At 60.8% G+C, this 13,049-nt stretch carries 12 protein-coding genes; 5 read left to right on the top strand and 7 right to left on the bottom strand.

Features of this window, described 5'->3' with window-relative positions; genetic code table 11:
• The first annotated feature begins 312 nt into the window (after positions 1 to 312).
• The 3 genes from ACV8MC_RS21345 (at position 313) to ACV8MC_RS21335 (ending at position 5,921) form a co-directional block, all read left to right on the top strand.
• Positions 313 to 1,002 carry a GntR family transcriptional regulator gene (locus tag ACV8MC_RS21345; RefSeq protein ID WP_076563214.1) on the top strand — a complete coding sequence of 230 codons (690 nt, stop codon included), beginning with the start codon at positions 313 to 315 and terminating at the stop codon, positions 1,000 to 1,002.
• 135 nt (positions 1,003 to 1,137) lie between these two features.
• Positions 1,138 to 3,249, top strand: coding sequence for an ATP-binding protein (locus ACV8MC_RS21340; RefSeq protein WP_252869333.1), 2,112 nt, complete (start codon positions 1,138 to 1,140; stop codon positions 3,247 to 3,249).
• Positions 3,250 to 3,287: 38 nt separating this feature from the next.
• Complete coding sequence (locus ACV8MC_RS21335) at positions 3,288 to 5,921, top strand: excinuclease ABC subunit UvrA (RefSeq protein ID WP_236169006.1); 2,634 nt, start codon at positions 3,288 to 3,290, stop codon at positions 5,919 to 5,921.
• Between the two features lie 123 nt (positions 5,922 to 6,044).
• On the opposite strand, the gene ACV8MC_RS21330 is transcribed toward ACV8MC_RS21335, so the two are convergent.
• The 6 genes from ACV8MC_RS21330 to ACV8MC_RS21305 are packed head-to-tail and all read right to left on the bottom strand — an operon-like array spanning position 6,045 to position 11,473.
• Positions 6,045 to 7,988 (bottom strand): response regulator, encoded by a 1,944-nt coding sequence (locus tag ACV8MC_RS21330; protein ID WP_457263364.1) that lies wholly within the window; start codon positions 7,986 to 7,988, stop codon positions 6,045 to 6,047.
• Positions 7,978 to 8,853 carry a sensor histidine kinase gene (locus ACV8MC_RS21325; RefSeq protein WP_041478682.1) on the bottom strand — a complete coding sequence of 292 codons (876 nt, stop codon included), beginning with the start codon at positions 8,851 to 8,853 and terminating at the stop codon, positions 7,978 to 7,980. Before ACV8MC_RS21325 ends, ACV8MC_RS21330 begins: the two co-directional genes overlap by 11 nt.
• A complete protein-coding gene (locus tag ACV8MC_RS21320; protein ID WP_315435837.1) occupies positions 8,846 to 9,859 on the bottom strand; it encodes an ATP-binding protein in 1,014 nt (337 codons plus the stop codon). The genes ACV8MC_RS21325 and ACV8MC_RS21320 overlap by 8 nt, the downstream gene beginning before the upstream one ends.
• Positions 9,856 to 10,260: an anti-sigma regulatory factor gene (locus ACV8MC_RS21315; RefSeq protein ID WP_016774465.1), complete on the bottom strand. Its 405-nt coding sequence runs from the start codon at positions 10,258 to 10,260 to the stop codon at positions 9,856 to 9,858. Before ACV8MC_RS21315 ends, ACV8MC_RS21320 begins: the two co-directional genes overlap by 4 nt.
• On the bottom strand, positions 10,257 to 10,619 hold the full coding sequence (locus ACV8MC_RS21310; RefSeq protein ID WP_056785183.1) for an STAS domain-containing protein: 363 nt from the start codon (positions 10,617 to 10,619) through the stop codon (positions 10,257 to 10,259). The genes ACV8MC_RS21315 and ACV8MC_RS21310 overlap by 4 nt, the downstream gene beginning before the upstream one ends.
• Before the next feature lie 2 nt (positions 10,620 to 10,621).
• Complete coding sequence (locus tag ACV8MC_RS21305; protein WP_041478684.1) at positions 10,622 to 11,473, bottom strand: STAS domain-containing protein; 852 nt, start codon at positions 11,471 to 11,473, stop codon at positions 10,622 to 10,624.
• A 260-nt stretch (positions 11,474 to 11,733) separates the two neighbouring features.
• Here ACV8MC_RS21305 and ACV8MC_RS21300 point away from each other — a divergent pair, with 260 nt between their 5' ends.
• On the top strand, positions 11,734 to 11,997 hold the full coding sequence (locus ACV8MC_RS21300) for a hypothetical protein (RefSeq protein ID WP_038862096.1): 264 nt from the start codon (positions 11,734 to 11,736) through the stop codon (positions 11,995 to 11,997).
• 56 nt (positions 11,998 to 12,053) lie between these two features.
• On the opposite strand, the gene ACV8MC_RS21295 is transcribed toward ACV8MC_RS21300, so the two are convergent.
• The gene (locus tag ACV8MC_RS21295; RefSeq protein WP_236169003.1) at positions 12,054 to 12,575 is read right to left on the bottom strand and encodes a DUF4142 domain-containing protein; all 522 of its coding nucleotides are present in this window, start codon (positions 12,573 to 12,575) and stop codon (positions 12,054 to 12,056) included.
• 204 nt (positions 12,576 to 12,779) lie between these two features.
• On the opposite strand from ACV8MC_RS21295, the gene ACV8MC_RS21290 reads away from it, so the two are divergent.
• Positions 12,780 to 13,034: a DUF465 domain-containing protein gene (locus tag ACV8MC_RS21290; RefSeq protein WP_041478686.1), complete on the top strand. Its 255-nt coding sequence runs from the start codon at positions 12,780 to 12,782 to the stop codon at positions 13,032 to 13,034.
• Positions 13,035 to 13,049: the final 15 nt, after the last annotated feature.

The raw sequence follows: 13,049 nt of genomic DNA, 5'->3' as shown, positions 1-13,049 counted from the left end.
TCGCGAGCAAGCTCACTCCCACAGGGAATTTGGTTGCGATGAAGATGGTGGATTTACCCCGTATCAGTGTGGGAGCGAGCCTGCTCGCGAAAGCGGACTGTCAGGCAATGACGATGTCAAACGTGCCGCCGCCTTCGCGAGCAGGCTCGCTCCCACAGGTTTTGGCTGTTTATCCAAAATCGAGATAAATCAAAAGGCTGCACCTTTGGGCCGAAGGCAGATATTCTGCGCTTCACACCGGTACGGGAACCCGATCAACTCCATGGCCAGCCACTGCCAGGATGAATTGCCCGACGCCAAAGGAGTGTTCGAATGAGCGAAAAGAAACTGGAAACCACGGTCGACCGCGTCTACCAAGGGGTTTACGCGGCGATCAGCAAGCGTTCGTTGCGCCCAGGCATGAAGCTGGGTGAGGCCTCGCTGGCCGAGTTGTTCAATGTCAGCCGCACGTCGGTGCGTGCTGCGCTCAAGCAATTGGAAGCCGATGGTCTGGTCACCACTGAGCCCAACAAAGGTGCATCGGTGTCGCTGCCCAGTGACGCAGAGCTGCGTTCGCTGTTCGAAACCCGGCGGTTGATCGAAATCGGCATCGTCACCGAACTGTGCCGGCGCAAAGACACCGTTGCGATGCAGGATCTGCGTGAGCACTTGTTGCTGGAGGATGCCGCCCATGCGGCCGGCGACCATGAACGGCTGATCCATCTGCTCGGCGAATTCCACCTCAAACTGGCGCGCAGCCTGAACAATCCGGTGCTGCTCGACTGGTTCCAGAAGCTGATCTCGCGCGCTTCGCTGTATGCCGCCGCGCTCGATGACGACAGTCATCAAGCCTGCCGCGACGATGAACACCTGCGTTTGCTTGAGTACATCGAGGCCGGTAATCAGAGCGCCGCGATCGAGCTGACCTGCACGCACCTCAACGGAATCGAGAAGGCGATTCTCGACGTTGCTGCAAAAATGAAAACCGGCTATCACCCACTCAAACACTTGATTGGCGTCTGAATGGCCCTGTGTCGCATATCGGCTATACCTCCAATGAAACCAATGCGTTTTCAGGGCCTCGAAACACACGGGCGTCGCGTCGTTGTAGCGTTGCGATAGATCGGAAAACCGCAAAAAAGGACACTGAGTCAGGCGATGCAGTTTTTATCCGAAAGCCACGGCTGTGAGGGCTGGAAAGGCGAAATGGCCGGACGCATCCGTGCATTCGACTGGAGCCTCACCGAACTGGGTCCGCTCGCCGACTGGCCGGCCAGCCTGTGTAACACCGTGCAGCTGATGCTGGCTTCGCCGCTGCCGATGGTGATGCTCTGGGGCCATGCCGGCTACATGATCTACAACGACGCCTACTCCGAATTCGCCGGTGGCCGCCATCCCTATCTGCTTGGCGTGCCGGTAGAGCTGGGCTGGCCGGAAGTCGCCGAATTCAACCGCCACGTCGTTGACACTTGCCTGGCCGGCGGCACCTTGTCCTATCGCAACAAAGAGCTGGTATTGCTGCGCGACGGCGTGCCCGAAGACGTCTGGATGGACTTGTATTACAGCCCGGTGGCCAACGACGAAGGCGTGCCCGGCGGCGTCATGGCGATGGTGGTCGAAACCACCGAACTGGTGCATTCCGAGCGCCTGCGTCAGGCGGCCGAAGATGCCTATCGCGCCGACAACGAGCGCGTGCGTCTGGCGCTGAATGCCGGCGCACTGCTGGGCTCGTTTGTCTGGGACATCAAGAACAATCGCTTCTCTGCTGACGAACGTTTCGCCCGCACCTTTTCCTACCCGCCGGATCAGGACCTGAGCGATCTGCAACAAGACATCGCCGAATCGCGCATCCATCCCGAAGATCATCGGTGGGTGCAGGAGCGAGTTGCCCATAGCGTGCGCACTGGCGAGCCGTACAACGCTGAATACCGCGTGCAGCGGGCCGACGGCCAGTACCTGTGGGTGTTGGCCAGTGGTGCCTGCGAGTTCGATGAGCAAGGCAAGCCGTTTCGCTTTCCCGGTGTGCTGATCGACATCCATGAGCGCAAAAACGCCGAAGAATCACTGCTCAAATTCACCCGTAATCTCGAACAGCGCGTGGCCGCCGAAGTGAATGCGCGGCTGGCAGCCGAGGAACAACTTCGCCAATCGCAGAAGCTCGAAGCCATCGGCGGCCTGACCGGTGGCGTTGCCCACGACTTCAACAATCTGCTGCAAGTCATCGCTGGCAACCTGCATCTGCTCGCCCGGCATGAGCCCAACAATGCCAACGTACAACGCCGGGTCGTGGCTTCGCTGGCGGCGGTCGAACGCGGTGCCAAACTGTCTTCGCAACTGCTGGCCTTTGCCCGGCGGCAACCGCTGTCACCGGCCGTGTGCAATCCAGAGCAAATTTTCGAAGGCGTGGGCGAATTACTCCAACGTGCATTGGGCGAAACCATTCAGATCGACGTGCAACTGCCGCCGCAGCCCTGGCACATCAACGTCGATCGCAACCAACTGGAAAACGCGATTCTCAATCTGGCCATCAACGCCCGCGACGCGATGAAAGGCGAGGGCGTTATCGGCCTCAGCGCCGCCAATGTCTGTCTGGACAGCGAATACTGCGTCGGCAAGGGCATCGCGTCCGGTGAGTATGTGCGCGTGGCGGTCACCGACACCGGCGTGGGCATTGCCCCACAAATGCTGGAACAGGTTTTCGAACCGTTTTTCACCACCAAGGCCGACGGCCAGGGCACCGGGCTCGGTTTGAGCATGGTCTTTGGCTTCGTCAAACAGAGTGGCGGCCACGTCGAGATCGACAGCAAGCTCGGCGAAGGCACGCGGGTGCAGTTGTATTTCCCGCGCAGTCTGCGTCCGGTTCGTGAAGAGACCGCCAGTGTCGGCGAGCGCAAGAGCGGCGGCCACGAAACCATTCTGGTGGTGGAAGACAATGACGCGGTGCGCGCTTCGGCGGTGGAGTTGCTGCGCGAAGAAGGCTATCGGGTGATGACCGCGTGCAATGGCGACGTGGCCATGCAGATGTTGCTGGAAGGCATCGAGATCGATCTGATCTTCACCGACGTGGTCATGCCCGGCCTGATCAAGAGTTCCGATCTGGCCGCGTGGGCCAAGGTGCAGACACCGCCGGTGCCGGTGCTGTTCACCTCCGGTCACACCCGCGACATCATTTCCCGCGACCACCAGCTCAGCCCCGATACGCATCTGCTCGGCAAACCCTACAGCCCGCAAGCTTTACTGCAGATGATTTGCGAGGTGCTCGGCACCTGATGCCGAGCGCTGCCCAGTTTTTCAATCAAGGCAGGCCGATGATTTCCAAGCGCAATTCCAAAGCACCCGCCGGCATGGTTCGTGTGCGCGGCGCCCGCGAACATAACCTGAAGAACGTTGATGTCGATATTCCGCGCGATGCGCTGGTGGTGTTCACCGGTGTCTCCGGTTCGGGCAAGTCGTCGCTGGCGTTTTCCACGCTGTATGCCGAGGCCCAGCGGCGGTATTTCGAATCGGTGGCGCCGTACGCGCGGCGGCTGATCGATCAGGTCGGCGTGCCGGATGTCGATTCCATCGAAGGACTGCCGCCTGCCGTCGCTCTGCAACAACAGCGCGGCACGCCAAGCGCGCGTTCTTCGGTGGGCAGTGTGACGACGCTGTCGAGCCTGATCCGCATGCTCTATTCCCGGGCCGGGAGTTACCCGCCGGGGCAGCCTATGCTGTATGCCGAGGATTTTTCACCGAACACGCCGCAGGGCGCCTGTCCGGAGTGTCATGGACTTGGTCGCGTCTATGAAGTCACCGAAGCGCTGATGGTGCCGGACCCGAACCTGACCATCCGCCAGCGTGCAGTGGCGTCCTGGCCGTTGGCCTGGCAAGGGCAGAACCTGCGCGACATCCTCGTGACCATGGGCATCGATGTCGACATTCCCTGGAAAAAACTGCCGAAAAAGCAGCGCGACTGGATTCTCTTCACTGAAGAGACGCCGACGGTGCCGGTGTACGCCGGGCTGACCCCGGAGGAAACCCGCGTAGCCCTCAAGCGCAAGATGGAGCCGAGTTATCAGGGCACCTTCACCGGCGCTCGGCGCTACATCCTGCACACCTTCACTCACTCGCAAAGTGCGCTGATGAAGAAGCGTGTTTCACAGTTCATGCGCGGTAGCCCGTGCCCATTGTGCGAGGGCAAACGGCTCAAGCGCGAGGCGTTGTCGGTGACCTTTGCCGGCTACGACATTGGCGAGTTGTCGCAGATGCCGTTGCTGCAAGTGGCCGAAGTGCTGCGGCCTGTAGCAGCTTCAAATTATCTGGAACAGGCCGAGGAGAGCGGCGACACCCTCAGCCATGCGCAAACCCGCGAGGCTCGTCAGCAGCGGGTCGCCCATGGCGCCAGCGGGCATGCCAGCGCACCGGACGTGCGCCACACGCCGAATCTGTCGCTGGAGAAACGCTTGGCGGCGCAGCGCATCGCTGAGGATTTGCTGGAGCGGGTCAGCACCCTGACCGATCTCGGCCTGGGTTATCTGGCGCTGGAACGCAGTACGCCGACCTTGTCGTCGGGCGAGTTGCAGCGTTTGCGCCTGGCCACGCAATTGGGTTCGCAGCTGTTCGGGGTGATTTATGTCCTGGACGAGCCGTCTGCCGGTCTGCATCCGGCGGATGGTGAGGCGCTGTTCGAAGCGTTGCAGCGCTTGAAGGCGGACGGCAACACGCTGTTTGTAGTCGAGCATGATGTCGAAACCATGCGCCGTGCCGACTGGCTGATCGACGTCGGCCCAGCGGCGGGCGAGAAGGGCGGTCGCGTGCTGTACAGCGGTCCGCCTGCGGGACTTGCTGATATTGCAGATTCGCAGACCCGCGCTTATCTGTTTGCCGAAAACCAACGCCCTGAGCGCGCCGCGCGCAAGCCGAGCGGCTGGCTGAAGCTCGACGGCGTGACGCGCAATAACCTGAATAATCTTAACGCCGAATTCCCTTTGGGCTGTTTCACCTCGGTGACCGGCGTATCGGGATCTGGCAAATCGAGTCTGGTCAGTCAGGCCTTGCTCGAACTGGTCGGCGCGCAGTTGGGCCGTCCGGTGGCCGAGGCCGAGTCAGAAGAACCGAGCCTGGAAGATGACACGCCGCCGCCCAGCACCGGGCAGATCAGCGCCGGCCTGGAGTCGATCAAACGGCTGGTGCAGGTTGATCAGAAACCCATCGGGCGCACACCGCGCTCCAATCTGGCGACTTACACCGGGTTGTTCGACAACGTGCGCAAGCTGTTCGCCGCGACTCCCGAAGCGCAAGCGGCGGGCTATGACGCAGGGCAGTTTTCTTTCAACGTCGCCAAGGGCCGTTGCGCTACTTGCGAGGGTGAGGGGTTCGTCAGTGTGGAATTGCTGTTCATGCCCAGCGTGTATGCGCCATGCCCGACCTGCCACGGAGCGCGGTATAACCCGCAGACATTGGCGATTCTCTGGCAGGGCTTGAGCATCGCCCAGGTGCTGCAACTGACTGTCGATGAGGCGGTGTCCGTGTTTGCCGAGCAGGCGGGGATTCGTCGTTCGCTTGAAGTGCTGCGCGATATCGGCCTGGGTTATCTGCGCCTGGGACAACCGGCCACGGAGCTCTCCGGTGGTGAGGCGCAGCGAATCAAACTGGCCACCGAGTTGCAGCGCAGCCAGCGTGGCGCGACCTTGTATGTACTGGATGAGCCGACCACGGGATTGCACCCGAGAGATGTCGATCGCTTGTTGGAACAACTCGATACGCTGGTGACAGCGGGGCACACGGTGATTGTGGTCGAACACGAAATGCGTGTGGTCGCGCAGAGCGACTGGGTGATCGACATCGGCCCCGGCGCCGGTGATCAGGGCGGCAGGATCGTCGCCGCCGGCACACCGCAAAAAGTTGCGGCGAGCAAGAAGAGCAAGACTGCGCCGTTTCTGGCTCGGGCTTTGAGCCGATAACTGCAGCGCCTTGCTGGCCGCCATCGCTGGCAAGCCAGCTCCCACAGGAATTCAAGTTGTTGCCGAAAATCTGCGCACACTGATGCCCCCTGTGGGAGCTGGCTTGCCAGCGATGGCGCCAGTTCAGGCGCCATCCAGCGTACGGCGGACCTTGTCGAGCAGTTCGCTGATCTGGAACGGTTTGACCAGCATGTCCATGCCGGTGCCGAGGAAGACCTGGCGGTTGAGCGCGGTTTCGGCGTAGCCGGTCATGAACAGGATCGGCAGCCCTTCGTGCCAGCCACGGGCAACATCCGCCAACTCCCGCCCGCTCATGCGCGGCAGGCCGACGTCGGTCAGCAGCAGGTCGATCGACGGGTCGTTCTGCAAGCGCTCCAGCGCCGATTCGATATCCGCCGCTTGCGTGCAGCGATAGCCGGCATCCTCCAGCACTTCGGTGACGAACAAGCGCACCGTGGCCATGTCCTCGACGATCAGCACATGCTCGCCACTGCCTTTCGCGTCAGGCACGGGCACAGGCGCATCGGCCCCGGTCGGGTCGTTGGTGCCGGGCAGCATGATGGTCACTTCGGTGCCACGGCGGGCGACGCTGCGAATGTGCGCGTCACCGCCGGACTGACGGGCAAAACCGTAGATCGTCGACAGCCCGAGCCCGGTGCCCTGGCCTAAAGGCTTGGTGGTGAAAAACGGTTCGAACACCTTGTCGATCACGTTGTGTTCAATGCCGGTGCCGTCGTCGCGTACCGACAGCGCCACGTACGCGCCATCGGCCAGATTCGGATCGCCATGGGAATAAGCGGCGTAAGTATTGACCCAGATATTGCCGCCCGAGGGCAGGGCATCACGGGCGTTGATCACCAGATTGAGCACCGCGCTTTCCAGCTGCACCGGGTCGACCAGCGCAATCGCCGGTTTGTTGGTCAGTTCCAGCTTGAGGGTGATGCGCTCGCCTATGGTGCGCACCAGCAATTCTTCCAGCGAGCGGACATGCTCGTTGATGTCCACCGGCCGTGTATCGAGCGGCTGCTGGCGGGCAAATGCCAGCAGACGATGGGTCAATGAGGCCGCGCTCATGGCTGAGTTCAGCGCTGCTTCGGTATAGAACTGCACCTTGTCCAGACGCTCATCGGCCACGCGTTTCTGGATCAGTTCCAGGCTGGTGATGATCCCGGTCAGCAGGTTGTTGAAGTCGTGGGCGATACCGCCGGTGAGCTTGCCCAGCGCATCCATTTTCTGCACTTGCAGCAATTGCGCTTCGGCATGCACGCGTTCGGCGACTTCCTTGGCCAGCTGCGTGGTGGTGTCATCCAGCCGCGCCAGATGCGAGCGCTCGCGATGGCGGTGTTCGGTGACGTCCTCGACGAACACCAGACTCAGTTCCGGGGTGCGATACGGCGAAATCTGCCATAGCGTCTCGCGAATCTCGCCCTGCACACGCATGTTCAGCGTGCCTTTCCAGCGCTCGCCGTCGACCAGACGCAGACGCAGTTCGTCGAGGATCGAGCATTGATCTTCGGCAAAGCATTCACGCAGCGCCTGCGCGTCGCGGTTGTCGACGATCAACTGGGCAAAGGCGTGGTTGCATTCATGCACTTTCAGATTGGCATCGAGCACGGCGATCGGTGCCGAGACGTTGGCAAAAATCTCGCGGAAACGCGCCTCGCTTTCGCGCAGGGCATTTTCCGTGTCGCGCACCCGCAGCAGGGTACGCAGGGTCGCCAAGAGCACATCGGGGTCGACCGGGTGAATCAGATAGGCATCGGCACCCGCGTTGAGACCAGTGATGATATCGCCGGTCTGGATCGACGCCGCTGACACATGAATCACTGGCAGCAGCGCGGTGCCCGGGTCGGCGCGCAGCAGGCGGACGATGTCGAAACCGCTCATGTCCGGCAGGTTGACGTCGAGGATCAACGCATCGAGGGCTTCGCTCTCGATCAGGGCCAGTCCGTCGCTGCCGGTGCCGGCTTCGAGCACCGTGTAGCCATGGTTCTCCAGGCGCCGGCGCAGGGCGTAACGGGTGGCGACGTTGTCATCGACGATCAACAGGCGGATGTCACGATTCATCGACGTTCTCCAGAGCGATTGCCAGCGGGATGATGACAAAGAACGTCGAGCCGACGCCCGGCGTACTGTCTACCCCGACTTCACCGCCGAGCAGGGCGGCGAAACGCTTGCACAGTGACAGACCCAGACCGGTGCCGCGCAGACGTTTCTGCAATGGCGAATCGACTTGGGAGAAGTCTTCGAACAGCGTGTCATGCAGTTCGGCCGCGATGCCGATGCCGGTGTCGCTGACGGCAAAGCGCACTTTGTCTTCACCTTCCATTCGCGCCGATACCCGCACTTCGCCACGGGTGGTGAATTTCAGTGAGTTGGAAATGAAGTTGCGCAGGATCTGCCCGAGCTTCTTGTCATCGGTATACAGGCGCGGCAGGCCCAGTGGCTCTTCGAAGATCAGATCCACCGCCGAGGCGTCGACGATTGGCCGGAACATCCCGCGCAGGGCGGAGAACAGGTCGAACATGTCGAACCAGGCCGGGGAAATGCTGATGCGCCCGGCTTCGATCTTCGCCAGATCGAGCAGGTCATCAACCATGTCGCTGAGCTCGCGGGCAGCGGTGCTGACGAAGGCTACCTGCTTGTGCTGTTCAGGGCTGAGCGGACCGTCGAGTTCGTCAGCGAGCAGACTGTTGATGCTCAGTATCGAGCCCAGCGGCGTGCGGAATTCATGGCTCATGTACGACAGGAAACGGCTCTTGAGATCCGATGCCTGACGCAGTTCTTCGGCCTGATTGTCGAGCTCGGCGTACAGCGCCAGAACACCCTGGTTGGTTTCATCGAGTTCTTCGCGCAGGGCAGTGGTTTCGCGCTGCAACTGAGCGATGAGCGCCGCCTGTTCGGCGTGGCTCAAGTGAGTCGATTCAGCCATGGGCGGCCTCCAGAGCCACGACCAGCACCGTCACGTCATCGCGACCACGGCAAAAGTCGCGGTGCAGGACGCTGGCTATCACGGCAGGATGGCGATGCACCAGGCCGGGGTAGTCTGCAAGATTCCAACGGGACTGTAGGCCGTCGCTGTACATGATCAATAAATGTCCGTTCACGTGAGCATAGTCAAAGGGTTTGGCTTTACGGTACTGGCCGCCAACGATACCGGGATGTGAGGCCAGACCGCGGGATTTGCCAGGCTCCAGCAGACTGGCGCCGATGTTACCGACACCGGCGAACGTCAGGCCGTCGCGCTGGCTGTCAAACTGCGCGAACGCCACGGCGCCACCGCGCGTGCCGAGCATTTCCTGATGCAGGTCTTCCATCAATACCACAGGATCGGCAAACGGTGCCCGGGCGAATGCCCGGGCACCGGCCAGGCCGGCACGTTCGGCGTCTTCGCCATGGCCGAGGCCATCGACCACCAGCGCGCTGATCCGCGAGCCTTCATACGCCAGATGCCAGACATCGCCGCAGGCTGGATCGGCATACAGCGAATGCTGGCTGACCCCAAAGCGGATATCGGCCTGCCGATCGCTGCGGGCAAAGATCCGCGCCAGCAACACCGCGCCACGGTGGTCGGCGTAGACATCGAAGACACTGGTCTGCCGCGATACGGCGCCGAGGCCGATGCCTTGTGTGCCGCCAGTGGAAAAGCCATCCGCCAGACAGGCATCCAGATCAAAGCCCTGCGCCCGATCCACGGTCTGCATTTCGATGCCGAAGCCGTTATCCGGCCGAGCCAGTACACGCAGGTGAAATTCACCACGCTGGGCATGCTTGAGCACGTTGCTCGCCAGTTCGGTCGCGACCAGCGCCACGCGGCCGGCATCGTTTTCGTCGAAGCCATGCTGCTCGGCGAGTTTCTGCGCGGTGCGCCGCGCGTGGCCGATCTGGCTGCTGTCCTCGATCGGCAGAACCTGGGTCAACGACCCGGTGATATTCATGTCCATCGTGTGATCGTAATGCGCGTGCCTTTGCCGGGCTCAGTGTCGAGTTCGAATTCATTGACCAGGCGCTTGGCGCCAGTCAGGCCAAGGCCCAACCCGCTGCCGGAGGTCCAGCCGTCGGTCATCGCCAGTTTGATGTCGGGGATGCCAGGGCCTTCGTCGCGGAAGGTGATGCGCAAACCGACCCGGCCGTTTTCCTCGAGAATCTGCCAGTCCATGTCGCCGCCGCCGCCATAGACCATGGTGTTACGCGCCAGCTCACTGACAGCGGTCACCAGTTTGGTCAGGTCGATCAGGCGCATGCCACATTCGGTGGCGAGTTTGCGCGTGGTCTGGCGGGCCAGCACTACGTCCTGTTCAATGAGAATGGGTTGCGTACCGCTACTGCGCACGGTCATTGTGCAAGTACTCGTTCCCGCAGCAGTTTCATCCCGCGTTCGACGTTCAGGGCGGTGCTCACGTCTGGCAAAGTCATGCCCAGCTCAACGAGCGTGATCGCCACTGCCGGCTGCATGCCGACCAGCACGGTTTTGGCGTCCATGATTTTCGACAGCCCGGAAATGTCGCCGATCATGCGCCCGATGAACGAATCGACCATGTCCAGCGCCGTGATGTCGATCAGCACGCCCCGGGCGGATGTCCGGCTGATGCGCTCGGACAGATCGTCCTGCAGGGTCAGGGCGAGTTGGTCATGCATGTCGACCTGAATGGTCACCAGCAAGATATCGCCCATTTGAAGAATCGGAATACGTTCCATGGTCAAGCCGTCTTGACGAGGCTGACACCCAAGCGGGTCAGGGCCAGTTTCAATGCGTCGGCCAGATTGGCCTTGGTCACTACGCCTTGCAGATCCAGACCCAGGTGCACGATGGTTTGCGCAATCTGCGGACGCACGCCGCTGATGATGCAGTCAGCGCCCATCAGGCGGATTGCGGTCACGGTTTTCAGCAGGTGCTGGGCGACCAGGGTGTCAACGGTCGGCACGCCGGTGATGTCGATGATGGCGATTTCCGAACCGGTGTCGACGATGCGTTGCAGCAGCGATTCCATGACTACTTGGGTGCGCTGCGAATCGAGGGTGCCGATCATTGGCAGGGCGAGGACGCCATCCCACAGCTTGACCACCGGAGTCGACAGTTCCAGCAGCTCTTCCTGCTGACGCTTGATCACCGCTTCACGGGATTTCTGGAAGGTGCCGATGGTGTGCATACCGACGGTGTCGAGCAATTCGGAGACTTCCAGCAATTGCTCGGCAAGCAGTGCCGGCTGGTCCTGATAATGGTTTTGCAGCAGGGCGAACAACGGGCCTTTCAGGGCAAAGATGAAATTGGCGGTTTGCTGGGAATCCTGGCCGAGCAGGGCGCGGCTCTGCGACAGTTTTTCAAGGAACTGACGGGTATCCTCCCAACCCGCAGCGGCAATCTTGCTGCCGTTGCCGTTTTCCAGACCCGCCAAGAGCAGGCCCAGCAAGTCGCGGGTTTGCTGAGCGAGGTCGTGTTCCTTGAGGTTGCGTGTGGCGCCGCTGGCTTCGAGGCGTTTGGTCCACTCGCTCAACAGCTGAGTCTGGTTGTTCTTGATTGCTTCAACTGTGCTGTTCTGCAGTGCTGCCATGTGCGTGTCGCTCCGTTACGTATATGGGCCGGCTCGGCGAAATGACCGGCGCGATTTGACTGACATTTACCGCTTGAAATAGTTGTTCAGCTAGCGATGAATTTTTCTGCCTGCCGCGTCGAACGCCCCGCTAACTCTAGTCGGCGTGGCAACAGGCAGCGATCTTTTGAACGAATCTGCGGCGTCAGGCTTCGAATCTGCATGCCCGACGTTTTCCAGTCGTGCTGGAAGAAGGAGGCAGGACTATGAATGAGGTGGATATGAACGAGCAAGCTCCGCAACAGCAAAATCAGTCCTCAGAGTCAATTAACCGCAACGATCCGGCCATCGACCCGCAAACGCCGGGGCAAAATACTCCCGCGCCGGCTGAACAAGGGCAGGCGGACAGCGCGGCTGCCGAGGTCGATCAGAAGCAGCATCACAACGACAACAGCAACGACTTCAGCCCCGGCTTCAAGCCTGACCCTGACCGTCCTGAACCGGGCGAAAGCACCGACGCCGATATTGACACCGATGGCGGTTGATCGCTGAAACGCAAAAAGGCCGCATCGAAGGATGCGGCCTTTTTATTGCCGGCCGGTTACTTGCTCGGATGTTTGGCTTGCAGCTCTTTGGCGTGGGCCAGGTGTTTTTCCAGCGCTGGCAACATCTTCTGCGCGAACGCTTTCAGTTCAGTGGCGCCCTTGGCCTTGTCATCGGTCACGGTGTTCGCCTGTTTCTTGAACAGCTCGATGGTCTCTTCGTGAGCCTTGACCTGGTTGTTGGCGTAGGCCGCATCGAAGGATTCATCGCGCATGTCGAGAATTTTTTCCTTGGCCTGCTTGACCAGGGTGGTGTCGTCAGGGACTTCGATGTCATTGGTGGTCGCGATCTTCTTCAGCTCTTCATTGGCCTTGGTGTGATCAGCGATCATTTGGTTAGCGAAGGCTTTGATGTCGGCTGACTGGCTTTTTTCCAGTGCCAGCTTGCTGGTTTCGATTTCGGCGATGCCACCAGCGGCGGCATTGTCGACAAAGTCGTTGTCGGTTGCGGCAAAGGCGCTGCCCATGCCGGCAGACAGTGCAACAGCCATAGCGAGATGACGCAGGTTGAATCCGTCCATTGGGTATCTCCATGCAGGTTTTTGTGAGCGTTATCCAATGGAGCGAGCGCAGACGCCAAAGGTTTTATCGCATTTACGACAGGGCGACGAACGGCAACCGCTGGTCTGACAGGGAGTCGACAGAAGTCATCGGGCAAGGCCATGCTGATAATGAGTCAGCGCATCGGTCGCGCTGGTTGTCGATCAAATTGATGGAGGTGTTTCATGCCGGTTTCACATGATCTGTATCAGGACCTGGGCTGCAAGAAGGAAGAGATCGAGCAAAAACGCTCCGAGGATCCGAAGCTGGATTCGCTGCTCAACAAGTACTTCGACGTGGATAAAGCCGTGGTCGAAGCCGAGAACGCCCAGTCAGACGCCCCCACTGACGACGAATTGAAAAAGCTCAAAGAGAAGCGCGTGATCGTCAAGGAACAGATCGTTGCTCAACTCGCCGGGCAGCCGCTGACGGGACAGTAGTCGCCCGACCCGTGG

It is taken from the genome of Pseudomonas sp. PK-RTE-24, assembly GCF_054052265.1.
The sequence above is the reverse complement of the archived record's forward strand: the minus strand, read 5'-3'. Positions and strand labels throughout refer to the sequence as shown.